Source organism: Gibbsiella greigii (assembly GCF_039540155.1).
Taxonomy (GTDB): Bacteria; Pseudomonadota; Gammaproteobacteria; order Enterobacterales; family Enterobacteriaceae; genus Gibbsiella; species Gibbsiella quercinecans.
The window spans coordinates 243821-263008 of the sequence record NZ_BAABEM010000007.1 but is presented as its reverse complement, the minus strand read 5'-3'; the positions used below and the strand labels follow the sequence as shown (position 1 = coordinate 263008).

The following is a 19188-nucleotide window of genomic DNA, read 5'->3' as shown; positions in this document are numbered from 1 at the left end:
CTCCCTACTTTGCAGCGGCCGCCGGCGTCTTACCGTTAATAAACAGCGCCATTGACTCAAGATGCCCTGTGTGCGGGAACATATCCAGCATCCGTACACGAGCAAGACGATAACCGGCATCCAGCAACACTTTACTGTCGCGGGCCAGCGTGGCTGGGTTACAGGAGACGTAAACCACCCGCTCTGGTGCCAGTTTTACAATATGTGACATCACCCCGGCTGCGCCAGCGCGCGCGGGATCCAGCATCACTTTATCAAACCCTTGTGCTGCCCAAGGCTGCTGCTCAATGTCCGCTTCCAGGTTTTCATGGAAGAACGCGACATTTTCCAGCGAATTCTGATGTGCATTATACTGCCCATTCGCCACCAGCGTGGCAACACCTTCAATGCCCACAACCGCCCTGGCGCGCCGGGCCAACGGCAGCGTGAAGTTACCCATGCCGCAGAAAAGATCCAACACCCGGTCGGTTGGCTGGATATCCAGCCACGCCATCGCCTGCGCCACCATTTGCTGATTGACGGCATCGTTCACCTGGATGAAATCGCGCGGGCTGAAGGTTAAGCGTAGACCGTCAACCTGATAATACGGTGCTTCACCGCACAGTTTATCCAGGCGTTCGCTGTCCGGCGCCAAATAAAGCGTCAGCGCGTTTTGCCGGGCGAACGCCAACAGCGCCTGGCGATCCTTCTCCTGCAAGAACACCATGCAGCGCAGCACCAGCACCGATCCGTTGTCGGCCTGCACCAGTTCCGCATGGCCGAGATGCCGGGCGGCGTCCAGCCCCGCCAGGCAGCGGTACAGCGGTGCCAGTAGTTGTTCCAGCTCGGGCACCAGCACCGGGCATTGCCTGACGTTCACCAGCTCGCTCGACGCCGCTTGGCGGAACCCCATCTGCAACTGCTGCTGCCTGGGTTGCCAAGCCAGCCCCAGCCGGGCACGGCGGCGATAGCCATAGGCCGGGCCGGCGATTACCGCTTCGGGCTGCACCGCCACACCGGTTTCACGGCCGATCAAACGCTGCAGTGCGGCGGCCTTGCTGTGCTGTTGCAGCGCCTCATCGGCATGCTGCTGTTGGCAGCCGCCGCATACGCCAAAGTGTGGGCAACGTGGTTCTACCCGCTGCGGGCTGCGGTTTAGCAGCTTTTTAAGCCGGCCTTTGGCGAACTGGCGCTTATCTTCCGTCAGTTGAATTTCCGCCTGTTCGCCCGGCAATACGCCCGGCACAAACACCGCTTTACCGTTGTGGCGCGCCACACCCTGGCCGAACGGATCGAGATCCGCTACCGCTACGGTTAATATTTGTGAAGCCTGCCGGGTCGTCACGCGGCGTTTGGGAGAGTAGAATTGCGCCATTATTTATCAATTATGTGCTGGTTTGTAAGCTTAGGAAGCTAGGATTAGCCTCAATTCTCCCACATTGGAACCTCATGACCAAATACAGCCTGCGCGCGCGCATGATGATACTGATCCTGGCGCCAACGTTATTGATAGGTTTGTTGCTCAGTACTTTCTTCGTTGTGCACCGTTACAACGAGCTGCAGGAACAGTTGGTGGATGCCGGCGTCAGCATCATCGAACCGCTCGCCGTCGCCAGCGAATATGGCATGACGTTCCACAGCCGTGAATCGGTCAGGCAACTGGTCAGCCTGCTGCACCGCCGCCATTCAGACATTGTACGTTCAATCACGGTGTTTGATGCGCAAAATAATCTGTTCGTCACCTCGAATTATCACCATAACGTCTCCCGGCTGCAGTTGCCCAAAGGTGTGCCAGTCCCCAGCGAACTGATGCTGACGCGCCGCGGCGATTCCCTGATCCTGCGCACGCCGATCCTGCCTGAAAACCACTACCCGGACGAGGCCACCAGCACGGATGTCCAGCAGGATCAGGATAACAATCTTGGCTATGTGGCGATCGAACTGGATCTGCAGTCGATGCGCCTGCAGCAATATAAAGAAGTGTTCGTCTCCACGTTATTGCTGCTGCTGTGCATGTGCATCGCCATTTTGTTCGCCTACCGCCTGATGCGTGACGTGACGGGCCCGATTCGCAACATGGTGAATACCGTCGATCGCATCCGCCGCGGCCAACTGGATAGCCGGGTAGAGGGTTTCATGCTCGGCGAACTGCAAATGTTGAAAAACGGCATCAACTCGATGGCGATGTCATTGACCGCCTACCACGAAGAGATGCAGCAGAATATCGATCAGGCCACCTCGGATCTGCGGGAAACCCTGGAACAGATGGAGATCCAGAACGTCGAGCTGGATCTGGCCAAAAAGCGCGCCCAGGAAGCGGCGCGCATTAAGTCCGAATTCCTGGCGAACATGTCGCATGAACTGCGCACCCCGCTCAACGGGGTGATTGGCTTTACCCGCCAGATGCTAAAAACCGAACTGAGCGTCACCCAGGCCGACTATCTGCAAACCATCGAACGCTCGGCCAACAACCTGTTATCGATCATCAACGATGTGCTGGATTTCTCCAAGTTGGAGGCCGGCAAGCTGGTGCTAGAACATATTCCGTTCTCGCTGCGCGACACCCTCGATGAAGTGATCGTGCTGCTGGCGCCCAGTGCACATGAAAAAGGGCTGGAGCTCACCCTGGACGTGCACAACGACGTGCCCGATCAGGTGATCGGCGACTCACTGCGCCTGCAGCAAGTGATCACCAACCTGCTGGGCAACGCGGTGAAATTTACCGAAACCGGCAACATCGACATCCGCATTGAGCAGCGCAACCAACTGGCTCACCAGGTGGAGCTGGAAGTGCAGATCCACGATACCGGCATCGGTATCTCCGAGCGCCAGCAATCACAGCTGTTCCAGGCTTTCCGTCAAGCAGACGCCAGTATTTCGCGCCGCCATGGCGGCACCGGCCTCGGGCTGGTGATCACGCAGAAACTGGTGAAAGAGATGGGCGGCGACATCTGTTTCCACAGCCAGTTAAACCGGGGCTCCACCTTCTGGTTCCACATTACGCTCGATCTGAACGAAAGCATGCTGTCACTGCCGCCGAGCCTGCCGGATCTGCGCGGGAAAACCCTGGCGTATATCGAGTCTAACCCGATCGCCGCCCAGGCGACGCTCAATATGTTGAGCGTCACCCAACTGGTGGTGACCCATTCCCCGACGCTCGGCCAACTGCCGAAAAATGATTACGACTTCCTGCTGATGGGGGTGCCGATCCCCTTCCGTGACAATATGGCGCAGCATACCGATATGCTAATCGCGGCCCTGCGCTATGCGCGGCGGGTGATCCTGGCGCTGCCGAGCCAATCACAGCTTGATGCCGAACAGCTTAAAGCACAGGGCGCTATCGGCTGCCTGACCAAGCCCGTCACCAGTAACCGCCTGTTCCCACTGCTGCGCGCCGAAACGCCGTGCACGCCCCAGCCGCAGGCCGCGCATAAACGCCTGCCGTTGACCGTGATGGCCGTGGACGACAACCCGGCCAATCTGAAGCTGATTGGCACTTTGTTAGCGGAGCAGGTTGAGCACACCCTGCTGTGCGAAAGCGGTGAAGAGGCCATTGCCCTGGCACGCGACAACGTACTGGATTTGATTCTGATGGATATTCAGATGCCCAATATCGACGGCATTCGCACCAGCGAGCTGATCCACCAGATGCCACACCACACGTCAACACCGATCGTGGCCGTGACCGCCCACGCCATCAGCGGCGAACGTGAACACCTGCTCCAGGCCGGGATGGATGACTACCTGGCGAAACCTATCGATGAAGCCATGCTGACGCGGGTACTTTCCCGCTATCACAGTAGCGGCCACGCCGATACCGTCACGGTGGTGCCGCGCGGCGGCACGGCCAGCGGTGAACCGCTGCTGTCCCTGGACTGGCCGTTGGCACTGCGCCAGGCGGCCAACAAAGCCGATCTGGCGCAGGATCTGTTGCAGATGCTGGTGGATTTCCTGCCACAGGTTAGCGAACGGGTACAGGCGCTGCTGGATGGTGCAGAAGATGACGGTATTCTGGATCTGATCCACAAACTGCACGGCAGTTGCAGCTACAGTGGCGTGCCGCGGCTCAAGCAACTGTGCTTCTATATCGAACAGCAGCTACGCCAGGGCGCCAGCCAACAAGATTTAGAGCCGGAATGGCTGGAACTGCTGGATGAAATTGAGCTGGTCAACCAGGCGGCAAAAACCCATTTGGCCGCGAAGTAACCGCGCCGCCACACCGGCGGCGCTAGCCGTTCAGCAGGAATAAAAAAGCCCCCTAAAATAAGGGGGCCATGTTTCGATAAACGCCGGCGGGATATTACTGCATCAGCAGGTACAGCTCGCTATCGCCGCGCAGAATGTTCAGCGCCAGAACGCTCGGTTTGCTGTCGAGGATTTTACGCAGCTCGCCCAGGTTCTGAATCGGCTGCTGGTTCACCCCAAGGATCACATCGCCCTTCTTCAGGCCAATACGCGCCGCCGCGCTGCCGGCTTTCACATTATCCACCTTCACGCCTTTCTGGTTGCCGACCTGGGTATTGCTCAGTTCGGCTCCTTCGATACCGGTGTAGATGTTGCCGGAATCCACCTGCGTCTGGGTGCTTTGCTCCAGCGTGACGTCAACGGTTACCGGTTTGCCATCACGGATGATGCCTAGGCTCATTTTGCTACCGACCGGCAGCGTACCGATTTCAGCGCGGAATGCCGCGAAGCTGGAAATCGCTTTGCCGTTCATGGTGACGATCACATCCCCTGCCTTAATACCGGCTTTGGCGGCGGAAGACTTCGGCATCACCTGGCTAACGAAGGCGCCACGCTGGGCATCGACTTTCATGGCTTTGGCCAGCTCAGAGTTCAGCTCGGTCCCCATGATACCCAATTCGCCGCGCTTGACCTGGCCATATTCCACCATCTGCGATGTCAGGTTTTTCACCATGTTGCTTGGGATCGCAAAGCCGATACCGATATTGCCGCCGTCCGGCGCCAGGATTGCGGTATTGATACCGATCAGCTCGCCGTTCAGGTTCACCAGCGCGCCACCGGAGTTACCGCGGTTGATGGCGGCATCGGTCTGAATAAAGTTCTCGTAGTTTTCGATGTTCAACCCACTGCGCCCCAGCGCGGAAACGATACCCGAGGTGGCGGTTTCCCCCAGGCCATACGGGTTACCGATAGCCACGGTATAGTCACCCACGCGCAACTGATCGGAATCCGCCATCTTGATGGCCGTCAGGTTTTTGAAGTCTTTCAGTTGGATCAGCGCAATATCAGAACGCGGATCCTTACCGATCACCTTGGCATCGAAACGGCGGCCATCGCTGAGTTGCACCTGGATCTTGTTGGCGTTATCCACCACGTGGTTATTGGTCACCACGTAGCCTTTGGCCGCATCAATCACCACCCCGGCGCCCAACGCCTGGAATTTCTCCTGCGTGCTTTGCCCACCCTGGCCCTGGCCGCCGCCCTGGCACATTGGCGAACCCTGGAACGGCGAACCGTCCTGGCAGAAAGGAGAATCCTCGCCGAAGAACTGTTGGAACTGCTGCGGCATACGCGGCGTATTCACCGTGGTGCTGCCTTCAACGTTGATGCTCACTACGGAAGGCATCACTTTTTCCAGCATGGGAGCCAGGCTTGGCAACTGCTGCGACGTGGCGCTGGGTGCAACCACATCCGCCGCACTGGCCGTAACCGGCCCTACAGCCATACCAATACTGAATGCCAGGGCGCTCAAAACTAATGCGGTTTTTTTCATCTGTGTGTCTCTTAGAAAAGTCATTCAAGGAAAGATTGCATTCTTGTGTGCCTAATCAGAGTTTATTTATCGCCCGAAGTTCAGGACAATGCACGCCGCAATAGTAAACAAATATTGTCCGTCTTTACAAAACTCGAAATAATCCCCCCCGCAGGAACGTCAGCGCCAAAATAACGGGTTGCTTTGCCTATTAATTATTCCGCCGCCATTAATCGCCGATATTCGTCATAGGCATAAAGATCGGTCATGCCGCTGATATAATCCTGCAACAAACGCGCGCGGAAATAATATTCACTCACCGCCAGCTGTTCAGGTGAAAGGCGCTGCAGCCCTTCCACCGCTTCCACATAGGCCAGGCGGTGTTTGGTGGAAAGCTTATGGAACAAGCGCGTTTCAATCGGGTAACCGCGGTGAGTGTCTTCACGCACCAACTGGCTGAACGCGGCCAGCGGCATGGCCAACAGCGGGCTGTAAATATCCAGCAACCCACTGATAACCCGGTAACCCTGCAGCTCAAGCTGCTCCACTTCCGGGTGATTAAACACATGTTTTGAAGCGACATTCTTGAAAATTTTCAGCAGGCGGAACTCGGGGCTGGAGTCCTCCAACAGCGCCTGGTTAAAGGTGCCCTGATAGACGCTCTCCAGGTTATCGATAAAGCGCTGCGCCGCGTGCGGCACCAGGCGAGCCACGGTGAATACCCGCAGGTACATGAAGAAGTGATCTTCCGCGCTGCGCCGGGCGCCCCCGCGATCGAGCTTGCGAAAGGCGCTGGCGACGGTTTTATCAAACAGATCGCCGCTTTTTACTTCGCCCCATTCCTGGATTAAATGTTGATAAAGCTGCTCAACGGTGAAAATGTTTTTTTCCACCGCATCTTCCAGGTCGGCCACACAATAAGAAATATCATCGGCCGCCTCCATAATATAAGTTAATGGGAAACGTTCGAATTCACCTATATTCAATTCCCGGCGCAACCTGTCGACAAAGGCTTCTTCTGCCAGATAAAAACCTGGCTTTTTCATTAAATAGTTATGACTGGCCGGAATGTCGCCGGACCAATACGCCGGACGGGTATATTTCAGAATACAACCCACCTGTGCATAGGTCAGATTCAGCTTCAGCAGGGTATGCACCATGCGGATCGCCTGCGCGTTGCCTTCAAAATTGCTCAGATCCTGGCGGATGCGGCTACGCAGTTGGTTAAGATCGCTTTGCCCTTCCTGCAGGCGCAACACCGCGACCTGGCAGCCATCCTGGCCGTTAGGCTCGCGGCCGCCGTTGGCCGGATCCAACCGCTGGCGGAACCAGTCATTGATCGCCGACTCGCCAAAATGGCCGAATGGCGGGTTGCCGATATCATGCATCAGGCAAGCCATTTCAACGATGCTTTCAAAAGGCGACAGCAGCCGGACCAAACCCAGCGCATCCACACGCTTTTGCTGTTTGAAACTGTTGAGGATCTCTTTGGCGATATGCCGCCCCACCTGTTGTACTTCCATGGAATGGGTCAGGCGGCTGCGCACGGCGGCGTTGCGCTCCAGCGGGAAAACCTGGGTTTTCTGCTGCAATCGGCGGATAGCGGCTGAATTGACGATACGCCCGCGATCGCTCTCAAACTGACGGATAATCTCGTACTCTTCCTCAGCCACGATCGGCTTGCTGAATGGCCGCTGGAAGCTGATTTTTTGCTTAAAGTCGATCCCGGACATCTGTTTCCCCTACCGTTGCGCACCAGCCCCCGTGATAGCAATTCCCGGCAGCAGATGCAACGGATTATCTCTCATTGAGAGCCATGATAGACTATGGCGCAATGTTCACCCCAATCAGCGAGTGTTAGTTATGAAAGTAGGCATCATCGGCGCAATGGAAAAAGAAGTCACCCTGCTGCGCGAGCAAATCCAGAACCGCCAGACCCTTGTACGCGCGGGTTGCGAAATCTATACCGGCCAACTGAACGGCGTTGACGTGGCACTGCTGAAATCCGGCATTGGTAAAGTGTCGGCGGCAATGGGCACCACCCTGCTGCTGGAACACTGCAAGCCGGATGTGGTGATTAACACCGGCTCCGCCGGCGGCCTGGCGCCAACGCTGAAAGTGGGTGATATCGTGGTTTCCAGCGAAGTGCGCTATCACGATGCCGACGTAACCGCCTTCGGTTATCAACCGGGCCAGATGGCCGGTTGCCCGGCGGCGTTTAGCGCAGACGAAGCGCTGATTGCCCTGGCGGAAAGCTGCATCAAGCAGTTGGATATGCACGCAGTGCGCGGCCTGATCTGCAGCGGCGATGCCTTCATCAACGGCGCCGAGCCGCTGGCACGCATCTGCGCCACCTTCCCAACAGTGGCCGCAGTTGAGATGGAAGCCGCCGCTATCGGCCACGTCTGCTACCTGTTTGGAACGCCGTTTGTGGTGGTGCGCGCCATTTCCGATGTGGCCGACCACAAATCGCACATGAGTTTTGAAGAATTCCTCAGCGTCGCCGCCAAGCAGTCCACCCTGATGGTTAACGCCATGCTGCAGGCACTGGCGAAACGCCATTAAGGTGAAGCGCCGGCTTGCGCTCCTGCTGTGGGGCCTGGCGCTGTGGCTGGCATTGCCGGCCTTCGGCGCCCAACGGGTGATAAGCCTGGCCCCCAGCACCACCGAACTGGCCTATGCCGCCGGCATGGGCGGGGTGTTGGTGGCGGCCAGCGCCTTTTCCGATTACCCACCCGCCGCACGCAAGTTGGAGCAGGTGGCTTCATGGCAAGGGATTAATCTGGAACGGGTGTTGGCGCTAAAACCGGATCTTATTCTGGCCTGGCGCAGCGGCAATCCGCAGCGGGTGCTGGATCAGCTTGCCGCCCTCGGCATCCCGGTTTTCTATGCCGATGCCAAACGCATTGACGAGGTCGCCCAGGAACTGGACGATCTGGCGCAATACAGCCCCCATCCCGAAACCGCGCATCAGGCCGCCGAACATATCCGCCGGCAGGCCGCACAATTGCAAGCCCAATACGTACATCAGCCGCCGATACGGGTGCTGTTGCAATTCGGCACCCAGCCGCTGTTTACCAGTTCGGGAGCGACGCTGCAAAGCCAGTTGCTGGCGCTGTGCGGCGCGCAGAATATCTTTGCCGACAGCCGTATCCCCTGGCCGCAGGTCAGCCGCGAACAGGTGCTGGCGCGCCAGCCGCAGGCGATCGTGATCAGCGGCGGTGCGCAAGAGTTGGCCAATGCCAAAGCATTCTGGGCGCCGCAGTTGCAGGTGCCAATCATCGCGTTGGATGCAGACTGGTTTAACCGCCCTGGGCCACGCATCATGCTGGCAGCGCAGCAACTGTGTAGCCGGCTGGCGGACATACGCGGGCCCGGTGCCGACGGGCGCGCAATGCGCAGAGGAAATTGATTACACGGGGCTTCTCCCCCCGCACCGGCAACAACAAACGCGGGGGAAGCAACGACCACCGGCCAGCGGTGGTTAATTAGGCAGGATCAGATACTGAACGAAGAACCACAGCCGCAGGTGGTTTTGGCGTTCGGGTTAGTGACCACAAAACGTGAGCCTTCCAGCCCTTCGGTGTAGTCCACCGAACCGCCCACCAGGTATTGCAGGCTCATCGGATCGACCACCAGCGCAACGCCCTGTTTCTCAATGGTCATGTCGCCTTCATTAACCTTATCGTCAAACGTGAAGCCATACTGGAATCCGCTGCAGCCGCCGCCGGTAATGTAGACCCGCAGTTTCAGGTTTGGGTTTTCTTCATCAGCAATCAGGTATTTCACCTTGTTTGCTGCCGCCTCGGTAAATTGCAGGGGCAGTGCTGCTGTTTCATCACTCATACTTAACTCCCAACATTGTTCAGCATCAGGTTACTACAACGGCAGCCTGATTAATGCCTTTAATTATCCAATACCCCAGTGCTGTGTTCAAGTATTCGCCGCATTAGGCGCATTTTATTGGCACCTTTTAAACAATTCGCCCGCAAAGCCGGCGAAAAATGGCGCCGGTACCAATATGCCCTGCCTCGGTTAACCGTTTCATAACGGCGCACACTTCTCTAGAATAGCCTGCGTCGAACCATTTATTGAAAATCCAGGAGCCGATTTATGAGCTTACACAGCAAGTCCGAAAGTCTGTACGCCCAGGCGCAGCAGTTAATCCCCGGCGGGGTTAACTCCCCGGTGCGTGCATTCACCGGCGTCGGCGGGGTGCCGCTGTTCATTGAACGGGCTGACGGCGCTTATCTCTATGATGCTGATGGTAAAGCCTATATTGATTACGTCGGCTCCTGGGGCCCGATGGTGCTGGGCCACAACCATCCGGCCATTCGCAACGCCGTTATTGAAGCGGCCGAACGCGGCCTGAGTTTCGGCGCGCCGACCGAAATGGAAGTGAAAATGGCGGCGCTGGTGACCGAACTGGTGCCAACCATGGACATGGTGCGCATGGTCAACTCCGGTACCGAAGCCACCATGAGCGCCATCCGCCTGGCGCGCGGCTATACCGGCCGCGACAAAATCATCAAGTTTGAAGGCTGCTACCACGGCCATGCCGACTGCCTGCTGGTTAAGGCCGGCTCCGGCGCCCTGACCCTTGGGCAGCCGAATTCGCCAGGGGTGCCGGCGGATTTCGCCAAACATACCCTGACCTGCAGCTATAACGATCTGGATTCGGTACGCAGCGCATTCGAACAGTACCCTGCTGACATCGCCTGCATCATCGTTGAGCCGGTGGCCGGCAACATGAACTGCGTGCCGCCGCTACAGGGCTTCCTGCCGGGCCTGCGCGCGCTGTGCGATGAGTACGGGGCGCTGTTGATTATCGATGAAGTCATGACCGGTTTTCGCGTGGCGCTGGCCGGCGCCCAGGCTTACTATGGCGTGGTGCCGGATCTGACCTGCCTGGGCAAAATCATCGGCGGCGGCATGCCGGTGGGGGCATTCGGCGGCCGCCGCGAGGTGATGGCGGCGCTGGCGCCCACCGGGCCGGTTTATCAGGCCGGCACCCTTTCCGGCAACCCTATCGCTATGGCCGCAGGCTACGCCTGCCTGAGTGAAGTGGCGCAACCCGGCGTGCACCAAACCTTGACCGAGCTGACGGAAATGCTGGCGCAGGGGTTATTGGACGCAGCGCGCGAGGAGAACATTCCGCTGGTCGTCAACCACGTTGGCGGCATGTTCGGGCTGTTCTTCAGCGATGCCGATGCCATTACCTGCTACCAAGACGTGATGCAGTGTGACGTTGAGCGTTTCAAACGCTTCTTCCACCTGATGTTGGATGAAGGCGTCTATCTGGCGCCTTCCGCCTTCGAAGCCGGGTTTATGTCCGTGGCGCACAGCAAAGAGGATATCCAACGCACCATTGATGCCGCACGCCGCTGCTTTAGCCAACTGTAATCACCGCATAGCAGGGCCGCAATCACGCGGCCCTGCTTCGGCTTAGGTCAGCGCCCCATAGATCGTTAATATCGCGACCACAACCACAATAATCATCGTTACTTTACGCGCCAACGTCACCGCAGCCCGTGGGGTCTGCACCGTATCGCCATGGGGCTCGCGCGCCAACGAAAACTGAGCTAGTGAAGTCAGTACCTGGTATTGCGAGGTGCGGATATCCCCCAACGAAGCAAACCACGCCGGCAAGGCTTTCTCGCCGTGACCAAACATCGCATACGCCAGACTGGCCAGGCGCACCGGGATCCAATCAACCCAGTGCAGCAGCCAGTCGATGCCCGACTGCGAACGTTGCAACGGGGTATGGTGGCGCGCCAGCCAGGTTTGGTAAGCACGCAGGAACGCATAGCCTGCCAGCGCAATCGGCCCATACGGGCCGCCGACCACCAGCCAGAACAACGGGGCGAGATAATAGCGGTAGTTAATCCACAGCAAGGCGTTTTGCAACTCCCGCAGCCGTTCTTCCTCGCTATACTCCACCGGCAAGCCGTGAATCAGCGCCAATTCTTCCGACATCTGGGCGCAGGCGTCGGCGTCGCCCTGCCTGGCCGCCTTCAGATAGGCGCGATAGTGCTTGCGAATAATCCCGGCGCCAATGCACAGCAGGCCAATCACAATCCATAACAGCAGGGTCACCACGCCAAAAAACAGGCCGTGGCTGATCCCCAGAATCGCCCACACCACGGCCATCCAGACAATCACCAGCGCCAGCGTCTGCGGCAGTGAAAAGCGACGCAGACGCTGGAACACCCCGACAATATGATGATCCAACTGCCAATGGTCACCCAGCTTAAACAAACGTTCCCATGCCAGAACCAGTAACAACGTAAACAGCGTCATAAGCCAGCCCTCTCCTTTTATTTACTCCCGGCGTTGTGCTGCGGGATTTATCGCATGATTCCAGAGATACACATATCAATGCCCATCTAATAACAGGCCAGCCCCCTGATCGGCAGGAACCGGTATGGTTGCCTACCGGATAATAACGTTGCCGAAATGATGAGCCGCCACAGCAATCCGCTATCAAAAGAAACGGTTAAGGCATAAGTGGTACTTGCCCTGGCAACAGAGTAGCATGTTCCACAATCCCCTTACCGCCCATTTCGGAGTTTCCTATGCCGACACGCCGTTACAGTGCCGACAGCCGCCGCACCGAGCTGCTCGAACGCATTGAAAGCGATATCCCCTACACCGTTGCCCAGGCCCTGCGTGAAGATTTGGGCGGCGAAGTGGATGCAGATCGCGATATCACCGCACAGTTACTGCCCGCAGACAAGCAGGCCAGCGCTACCCTGATCACCCGGGAAGCCGGTGTGTTCTGCGGGCAACGCTGGCTGAATGAGGTCTTCATTCAGTTGGGTAATAAGGTCAAAACCACCTGGCTGGTTGCCGACGGCGATACGCTGGTGCCGAATCAGCCACTGTGCCAACTGAGCGGCCCGGCGCGCACGTTGCTGACCGGCGAACGCACGGCGCTGAACTTCATCCAGACGCTGTCTGGTGTAGCCACGGAAGTCAGCCGCTACGTTGCGCTGCTGGAAGGCACCCAAACCCGCCTGCTGGATACGCGAAAAACGCTGCCAGGGCTGCGTACCGCGCTGAAATACGCCGTGCTGTGCGGCGGCGGCGGCAATCACCGCCTGGGGCTTTCCGATGCGTTCCTGATTAAGGAAAACCACATTATCGCCGCCGGATCGATAAAAAAGGCCGTTGAACAGGCCTTCTGGTTACATGCCGATGTGCCGGTAGAAGTCGAGGTCGAATCATTGGATGAGCTGCAGCAGGCGCTTGATGCCGGCGCGGACATCGTGATGCTGGATAATTTCAGCATTGACATGATGCGCGAGGCCGTCACCCTGGCCCAGGGGCGCTCTCAGTTGGAGATTTCCGGCAACGTCACCCGCAACACGCTGCGCGCATATGCGCAAACCGGCGTTGACTATATTTCCGTCGGGGCGTTGACCAAGAACGTGACCGCGCTCGATCTGTCGCTACGCTTCGACGCGCCCCACTGACCACCGCTGCCCCAACCTGCCCGCCCGTACGGCCGTTATCTTGCATGGCGGCCGTCATGTAAATGACACACCCGTTATTTAAGCTGCTGTCTTCCTAATCAGAAACGCACACGCCTTCTGCCTTGCCGGCAGGGCATACAAGAGTGTAATACGATGAAATATAAGCTATTACCGCTATTACTTACCGGGTTGATATCTTTAAACGCCCTGGCGGAAGGTGAAAAAACCACCCGCTATGTGGTGGCGTTTCCCGCCGGGGAGCACGTGGCTTATCAAGGGAAATTCGCCGGCCACTTTCCTCATGGCCTGCCGGTAGGCATCGGTTCCGGCCTCTCTTTTATGGGGAAACAGGGCGACGATTTATGGTTCACCACGCTGACCGATCGCGGCCCCAATGCCGATGCGCCGCCGGTGGGCGATAAAGAAGCCAAGATCTTCGCCAACCCCGGCTACACCCCGTTAATTATGGACATCAAAGTCAGCGCCAAGGCGGCGCAGGCCGTCAACCCACGCCTGTTGCACGATGAGCAAGGCCCGATAAAAGGCCTGCCGCTGCCGGAAAATTTCATCGGCTCCACCAATGAAGCGGCGTTGAATGATGCCCTGCTTCCTCTGAGCACCAGCCAACGTGGCCTAGATACCGAAGGGATCACGCCCGATGGCAACGGCGGTTTCTGGCTGTGCGACGAATATGGCCCGTTCCTGATCCATATTGATGCACAAGGGAAAATACTAAAAAAATTTGGCCCAACGCCCAGCGGCGCCGAGCAGTCCGTCGCAACCGGTCTGCCAGCCATTATTAAATGGCGCCAGCCCAACCGCGGCTTTGAGGGGTTGACCCGGTTGCCAAACGGCATCCTAGTGATGGCAGTGCAAAGCACGTTGGATATTAACGGAAAAAGTAAGAACAAAGCGCAGTTCACCCGCCTGGTGATGTTCAACCCGGACACCGGCGCCAGCCAGATGGTGGGTTATCCCATCAATATTGATCGTTATAAAAAAGCCAAAGACGCCAAGATCGGCGATATCGTCGCGCTGGATAACCAGCGTATCCTGCTGGTGGAACAAGGCGCAGACAAAGATAAGCAGATGCAGAACCGCATCTATCTGGTGGACATGAGCCAGGCGACCGATCTGACCCCCTTTGATGCGGATGGCAAAGCGCCGGAATTTGACGATAGCGAACAGTTGGCCAAACGCGGCATTCGCCTGGCGCAAAAACGCGAACTGGTTGATCTGCGTAAACTGGGTTGGCAACAGGAGAAGGTTGAAGGCCTGGCCATGGTTGATAAACACACGCTGGCGGTCATCAACGATAACGATTTCGGCCTGCGTTCCACGTTGAAATCCCCGGTGAAGGCAAAAGACAAGGTTAGCGATTACCAAACCGGCCCGGACGGTAAACTGATGCGGGACGGTACTGCCACCAACACCACGCTGGAAGTGGTGCCGTTGCAAAAACCGGAGGCTAACAACGAACTGTGGTTGATTACACTGCCTTCGCCTTTACCATAACCGGATAACCGGGCACTGAACGCTAACGTTTTACCGGCAGCCTATTCCACCGCTGTATACACCACATATACTCGCCGCCGCCTGGCCGCGCTCAACATCGAGCAACGCGGCCAGGCCATCAATATTGCGAAACATAACGCATTTTTTTCCAGCCCGATGCAACGGTGAGCCCTTGCTACCGTAGCCGCACGCACCGTTGGCCAAAGCCCCTCGCTCCCTGCAGGAAAGCGCATTATGTTGCTCTTCACATCACTATGGAGAACGTGGCATATGGAAACGCAACGCGGCTTTACCCTAATCGAGTTGATGGTGGTGATCGCCATCATCGCCATCCTGAGCGCCATCGGCATTCCCGCTTATCAACGCTATCTGCAAAAGGCGTCGCTGACCGATATGCTGCAGGCGATGGTGCCTTACAAAATGGCGGTGGAGCTATGCCTGCTGGAAAATGGCGGCACCGCCAGCGGTTGCAACACTGGCAGCCAAGGGATCCCTAACGCTACGACATCACGTTACGTCAGCAATATCGCCGTCAGCCAAGGCATCATTACCCTGACCGGCAGCCAAACGCTGCAAAGCCTGACGGTGATGCTGACCCCGGTGCAGGATAGCACAGGCCTGACACGCTGGACGCGCCGCTGCAACAGTGAAAACAGCGCATTGCAGGAAAGCTGCCAGAGCGTGTTCCGCTTTGATGATGCGGCGGGGTGATCGCCGTGGCTATCAGCAATGAAATCCATGCACTCTGCCAGCGCTATCAGGTGCTTGCCGTTAGCGAAGACGAACAGCAGCTCACCATAGCCGCACACCAGGCGATCCCTGCCGATCTTCTGGATGCATTACGCTTCGCCACCGGTAAGCAGATTAACGTGCAGCAATGGGCGGCAGCGCGCCTGGAACAGGCGCAAAATACACGCCAGCAGCAGGGCGAGCCAGAAACGCAAGCGCAGGGCGTTCCCTCACTGGACGAAGACAGCGAAGCCCCGGTGGTGCAGTTCATCAACCAGACGCTGCGCGCCGCCATTCAACGCCGGGCGTCCGACATTCATTTTGAGCCCTATCCGCAAATGCTGCGGATCCGCTTGCGCATCGACGGCGTGCTGCAAACCGTCCCTTCCCCGCCGTTCCCAATGGCCGCACGCATTGCGGCACGCTTGAAGATCATGGGGCGGCTGGATATTGCCGAACGCCGCCTGCCCCAGGATGGCCAACTCAGCGTGCAGTTGGACAACACCCGCTACTCAATGCGCATCGCCACCCTGCCCACGTTGCACGGTGAAAAGATCGTCCTGCGAATCTTGCAGAGCGAGCGCCAGGAACTGCCGCTGGCCCAGCTCGGCATGAGCCAGGAAGCATTGAATCTGTATGCCAACGCGCTGGGTCATCCGCAGGGGTTGATCCTGGTGACCGGCCCCACCGGCAGCGGTAAAACCGTTACGCTTTACAGCGGCCTGCGGCAGCTTAATGACAGCCAAACCAACCTGTGCAGCGTGGAGGATCCGGTAGAGATCCCGGTATTCGGCATCAACCAAACGCAGATCAACAGCAAGGCCGAACTGGGTTTCTCGCGTGTACTGCGCGCCCTGCTGCGCCAGGATCCTGACGTGATCATGATCGGCGAGATCCGCGACAGGGAAACGGCCGAGATCGCGGTGAAAGCCGCGCAAACCGGCCATCTGGTGCTCTCAACGCTGCACACCAACTCCACTTGCGAAACGTTGGCGCGCCTGGCGCAAATGGCGATACCGGGCTACCTGCTCGCCGCCTGCCTGAAGCTGGTGATCGCCCAGCGCCTGTTGCGCCGCCTGTGTCGCCACTGCCGTTACCCACTAAGCGAGATGGCCACGTTCCCCACCGCCCTGTGGCCAGAACCGCTGACGCCCTGGCGCGCCGAAGGGTGCGAACACTGCTTTAGCGGCTATTACGGCCGGATTGGCATTTACGAACTGCTGGCAATAACGCCGGAAGTGCAAGAGGGCCTGATACAAAATGCCACCACCGGGCAGTTGGCGCAGATTGCCCAGCAACAAGGGCAAAAAACCTTGCTGCAGGCCGGGCTGGAACAGGCGGCACAGGGCATCACGTCGCTGGAAGAAGTGTATCGGGTACTCGGTGTCGCTGCTGGTACGGAAACGCGCTGATGGGGAAGCAACGCTTGTTTCTGTGGCAAGCAATTGATCGCCACGGGGAGTTATGCCAGGGCGAAACGCTGCACATCAGCAAGCAGCATGTCTGCCAACAGTTGATCGAGCAGGGGCTACAGCCATACCGAATCGCCAGCGGCAGGTGGATCTTTACGCGCCACTGGCGTGGCGAGCCGCTGATTCAGTTTACCCGCCAGTTAGCCACGCTGCTGCAAGCTGGCCTGCCGCTGATCCACGGGTTGCAGTTGCTGGCGCGCGAACACCCCTCGCCGGCCTGGCGCTGCCTACTGCGCGGTGTTGCCGAGCAGGTTGCTCAGGGGCAAGCGTTTTCCGCCGCACTCGCCCACTATCCGCATGTTTTTCCGGTACTTTACTCAAAGCTGATTGCCATCGGCGAGTTGACCGGCAATTTGGACGGCTGCTGCGCCAAACTTGCTCAGCAGCAGGAGCAACAGCAAAAATTGCACAAGAAGGTCGCCAAGGCCCTGCGTTACCCGCTATTTATCTGCGCCGTGGCCATGCTGGTCAGTATTCTGATGCTAACCATGGTGTTACCTGAATTCGCCAAGGTATATCAATCGTTCAATGCCCCGCTCCCCAGCTTCACCCAATGGCTATTAAACCTTTCCACGCTGCTGATCCACGTTGGCCCTTATCTGGCGATATCGGCGGCTCTGCTGAGCTTGTTCTATCTGCGTAAGCTGCGCCCATTGCCGCACTGGCGGCGGCGTGAGCAGCGGGCTTTGCTGCGGCTGCCGCTGGTTTCCCGTTTGGTTAGCGGCGGCTGCCTCAGCCAGATTTTCCATATCTTGCACATGACCCAGCTCGCCGGGTTAACGCTGGTCGAAGGGTTGGATGCGGCGGCGGCGAGTGTGAGCAACCTGTTCTTCCGCCAGGCGCTCGGCGCGATCCAACAGCAGTTGGCGCAGGGATCAACCTTCCAGCATGCGCTGGCACAACAGGCGCTATTTCCGCCGTTATGCCAACAACTGGTACGGGTTGGGGAGGAATCGGGCTCGCTGGATACCCTATTGGGCAAACTGGCTCAATGGCATGAACAGCAAACACATGAATTGGCCGATACCCTGGCGCAAACGCTGGAACCGATGCTAATGCTGGTGGTCGGCGCTATCGTCGGCACCCTGGTGATCGCCATGTATTTACCCATCTTCCAAATGGGGAACATCTTAAGCTAAGCGCAACCCCGCAATAGCACAGGTTCCGCTTCACTACGCGCCGGTTACCGGTTGGTAAAGACGCGGTTTTCCTGCTCCGTCACGCGAATAAAGGTAGTGCGTTTGGTCAGCTCCTTCAAACGGCTCGCCCCCACGTAGGTACAGGCGGAACGCAAGCCCCCCAGAATATCGCGCACGGTCAGCGCCACTTCGCCCCGCAGGGGCAGCTTGACGGTTTTGCCTTCCGCCGCGCGGTATTCCGCCACGCCGCCGACGTGGCGTTCCATGGCGGAAGCCGAGCTCATACCGTAAAACAGCATGAACTGCTCGCCGTTTTCTTCCACGATGGTGCCTTCACATTCATCATGCCCGGCCAGCATACCGCCCAGCATGACAAAGTCGGCGCCACCGCCAAATGCTTTCGCCACATCGCCAGGCACCGAGCAGCCGCCGTCACTGACGATCTGCCCGCTCAGGCCGTGCGCCGCGTCAGCGCATTCGATCACCGCGGAAAGCTGCGGGTAGCCGACGCCGGTTTTCACCCGCGTGGTGCAGACCGAGCCGGGGCCGATCCCTACTTTGACGATATCCGCCCCAGACAACAGCAGTTCTTCCACCATTTCCCCCGTGACCACATTGCCCGCGCAGATAACGCTATCCGGGCAGGCTTCACGCGCTTTCTGTAAGAAATTGACGAAATGTTCGGAATAACCATTGGCGACGTCAATGCAAATGAATTTCAGCGCCGGGGAAAGCGCCAGGATCTGCGTTAACTTGGTAAAATCGGCTGCTGAAGTGCCGGTCGATACCATGACATGGCGCAAAACTGATTCCGGCACCCGCTGGATAAATGCCTCCCACTGCGCCACGGTGTAGTGTTTATGCACGGCGGTGAGGACATCAAACGCGGCCAACGCCTCGGCCATGCGGAACGTACCCACGGTATCCATATTAGCGGCGATGATCGGCACACCAGACCAACTGCTGCCGGAATGTTTAAAGGTAAACTGACGTTCCAGCTCAACCTCAGAGCGGCTTTTCAGCGTAGAGCGTTTTGGGCGGATCAACACATCCTTAAAGCCCAGCTTCAAATCTTCCTCAATACGCATAGCGAATGATTTCCTGGTTAATGGCGACGGTGCGCGATGGGACAAATGGGTTACAACGCTGCATGAGCCGAAGTG

General features: G+C 58.0%; 15 protein-coding genes. 9 read left to right on the top strand and 6 right to left on the bottom strand.

What is annotated here, in order from left to right; genetic code table 11:
* Positions 1 to 4: 4 nt before the first annotated feature.
* Positions 5 to 1354, bottom strand: coding sequence for a 23S rRNA (uracil(1939)-C(5))-methyltransferase RlmD (gene rlmD / locus AC559G_RS07765; protein WP_498912105.1), 1350 nt, complete (start codon positions 1352 to 1354; stop codon positions 5 to 7).
* A gap of 74 nt (positions 1355 to 1428) precedes the next feature.
* On the opposite strand from rlmD, the gene barA reads away from it, so the two are divergent.
* Positions 1429 to 4185, top strand: coding sequence for a two-component sensor histidine kinase BarA (gene barA / locus AC559G_RS07760; RefSeq protein ID WP_498912104.1), 2757 nt, complete (start codon positions 1429 to 1431; stop codon positions 4183 to 4185).
* A 94-nt stretch (positions 4186 to 4279) separates the two neighbouring features.
* Here barA and degP read toward each other — a convergent pair whose 3' ends face one another.
* Together degP and dgt are read right to left on the bottom strand one after the other, a co-directional pair.
* Positions 4280 to 5716, bottom strand: a complete 1437-nt coding sequence (gene degP, locus AC559G_RS07755) for a Do/DegQ family serine endoprotease (RefSeq protein ID WP_498912103.1) — start codon at positions 5714 to 5716, stop codon at positions 4280 to 4282.
* 194 nt (positions 5717 to 5910) lie between these two features.
* Complete coding sequence (dgt, locus tag AC559G_RS07750; protein WP_498912102.1) at positions 5911 to 7428, bottom strand: deoxyguanosinetriphosphate triphosphohydrolase; 1518 nt, start codon at positions 7426 to 7428, stop codon at positions 5911 to 5913.
* A 130-nt stretch (positions 7429 to 7558) separates the two neighbouring features.
* On the opposite strand from dgt, the gene mtnN reads away from it, so the two are divergent.
* Together mtnN and btuF are read left to right on the top strand one after the other, a co-directional pair.
* The gene (mtnN, locus tag AC559G_RS07745; RefSeq protein ID WP_498912101.1) at positions 7559 to 8260 is read left to right on the top strand and encodes a 5'-methylthioadenosine/S-adenosylhomocysteine nucleosidase; all 702 of its coding nucleotides are present in this window, start codon (positions 7559 to 7561) and stop codon (positions 8258 to 8260) included.
* 1 nt (position 8261) lies between these two features.
* The gene (gene btuF, locus AC559G_RS07740) at positions 8262 to 9107 is read left to right on the top strand and encodes a TroA family protein (RefSeq protein WP_498912100.1); all 846 of its coding nucleotides are present in this window, start codon (positions 8262 to 8264) and stop codon (positions 9105 to 9107) included.
* A gap of 86 nt (positions 9108 to 9193) precedes the next feature.
* On the opposite strand, the gene erpA is transcribed toward btuF, so the two are convergent.
* Positions 9194 to 9541 (bottom strand): iron-sulfur cluster insertion protein ErpA, encoded by a 348-nt coding sequence (gene erpA / locus AC559G_RS07735; protein WP_095845965.1) that lies wholly within the window; start codon positions 9539 to 9541, stop codon positions 9194 to 9196.
* Between the two features lie 267 nt (positions 9542 to 9808).
* Between erpA and hemL the strand changes: the two genes are divergently transcribed.
* Positions 9809 to 11098, top strand: coding sequence for a glutamate-1-semialdehyde 2,1-aminomutase (gene hemL, locus AC559G_RS07730; RefSeq protein ID WP_498912099.1), 1290 nt, complete (start codon positions 9809 to 9811; stop codon positions 11096 to 11098).
* 42 nt (positions 11099 to 11140) lie between these two features.
* On the opposite strand, the gene ampE is transcribed toward hemL, so the two are convergent.
* Complete coding sequence (gene ampE, locus AC559G_RS07725; RefSeq protein WP_498912098.1) at positions 11141 to 11995, bottom strand: CobD/CbiB family protein; 855 nt, start codon at positions 11993 to 11995, stop codon at positions 11141 to 11143.
* A gap of 275 nt (positions 11996 to 12270) precedes the next feature.
* On the opposite strand from ampE, the gene nadC reads away from it, so the two are divergent.
* From nadC to hofC, 5 genes are all read left to right on the top strand, one after another.
* Positions 12271 to 13170 (top strand): nicotinate-nucleotide diphosphorylase, encoded by a 900-nt coding sequence (gene nadC, locus AC559G_RS07720; RefSeq protein ID WP_498912097.1) that lies wholly within the window; start codon positions 12271 to 12273, stop codon positions 13168 to 13170.
* A 153-nt stretch (positions 13171 to 13323) separates the two neighbouring features.
* On the top strand, positions 13324 to 14685 hold the full coding sequence (locus AC559G_RS07715; RefSeq protein WP_498912096.1) for an esterase-like activity of phytase family protein: 1362 nt from the start codon (positions 13324 to 13326) through the stop codon (positions 14683 to 14685).
* A gap of 270 nt (positions 14686 to 14955) precedes the next feature.
* Positions 14956 to 15396, top strand: a complete 441-nt coding sequence (gene ppdD / locus AC559G_RS07710; RefSeq protein ID WP_498912095.1) for a prepilin peptidase-dependent pilin — start codon at positions 14956 to 14958, stop codon at positions 15394 to 15396.
* Positions 15396 to 16826, top strand: coding sequence for a type II secretion system protein GspE (gspE, locus tag AC559G_RS07705; RefSeq protein ID WP_498912188.1), 1431 nt, complete (start codon positions 15396 to 15398; stop codon positions 16824 to 16826). The genes ppdD and gspE overlap by 1 nt, the downstream gene beginning before the upstream one ends.
* A complete protein-coding gene (hofC, locus tag AC559G_RS07700; RefSeq protein ID WP_498912094.1) occupies positions 16826 to 18025 on the top strand; it encodes a protein transport protein HofC in 1200 nt (399 codons plus the stop codon). Before gspE ends, hofC begins: the two co-directional genes overlap by 1 nt.
* A gap of 44 nt (positions 18026 to 18069) precedes the next feature.
* On the opposite strand, the gene AC559G_RS07695 is transcribed toward hofC, so the two are convergent.
* Positions 18070 to 19113: a GMP reductase gene (locus AC559G_RS07695; RefSeq protein WP_462615144.1), complete on the bottom strand. Its 1044-nt coding sequence runs from the start codon at positions 19111 to 19113 to the stop codon at positions 18070 to 18072.
* Positions 19114 to 19188 lie beyond the last annotated feature (75 nt).

Excerpts from the sequence above, each read along its gene's own strand:
- rlmD (WP_498912105.1), bottom strand. The coding sequence starts at position 1,354 with ATGGCGCAATTCTACTCTCCCAAACGCCGCGTGACGACCCGGCAGGCT.
- barA (WP_498912104.1), top strand. The coding sequence starts at position 1,429 with ATGACCAAATACAGCCTGCGCGCGCGCATGATGATACTGATCCTGGCG.
- degP (WP_498912103.1), bottom strand. The coding sequence starts at position 5,716 with ATGAAAAAAACCGCATTAGTTTTGAGCGCCCTGGCATTCAGTATTGGT.
- dgt (WP_498912102.1), bottom strand. The coding sequence starts at position 7,428 with ATGTCCGGGATCGACTTTAAGCAAAAAATCAGCTTCCAGCGGCCATTC.
- mtnN (WP_498912101.1), top strand. The coding sequence starts at position 7,559 with ATGAAAGTAGGCATCATCGGCGCAATGGAAAAAGAAGTCACCCTGCTG.
- erpA (WP_095845965.1), bottom strand. The coding sequence starts at position 9,541 with ATGAGTGATGAAACAGCAGCACTGCCCCTGCAATTTACCGAGGCGGCA.
- hemL (WP_498912099.1), top strand. The coding sequence starts at position 9,809 with ATGAGCTTACACAGCAAGTCCGAAAGTCTGTACGCCCAGGCGCAGCAG.
- ampE (WP_498912098.1), bottom strand. The coding sequence starts at position 11,995 with ATGACGCTGTTTACGTTGTTACTGGTTCTGGCATGGGAACGTTTGTTT.
- nadC (WP_498912097.1), top strand. The coding sequence starts at position 12,271 with ATGCCGACACGCCGTTACAGTGCCGACAGCCGCCGCACCGAGCTGCTC.
- AC559G_RS07715 (WP_498912096.1), top strand. The coding sequence starts at position 13,324 with ATGAAATATAAGCTATTACCGCTATTACTTACCGGGTTGATATCTTTA.
- ppdD (WP_498912095.1), top strand. The coding sequence starts at position 14,956 with ATGGAAACGCAACGCGGCTTTACCCTAATCGAGTTGATGGTGGTGATC.
- hofC (WP_498912094.1), top strand. The coding sequence starts at position 16,826 with ATGGGGAAGCAACGCTTGTTTCTGTGGCAAGCAATTGATCGCCACGGG.
- AC559G_RS07695 (WP_462615144.1), bottom strand. The coding sequence starts at position 19,113 with ATGCGTATTGAGGAAGATTTGAAGCTGGGCTTTAAGGATGTGTTGATC.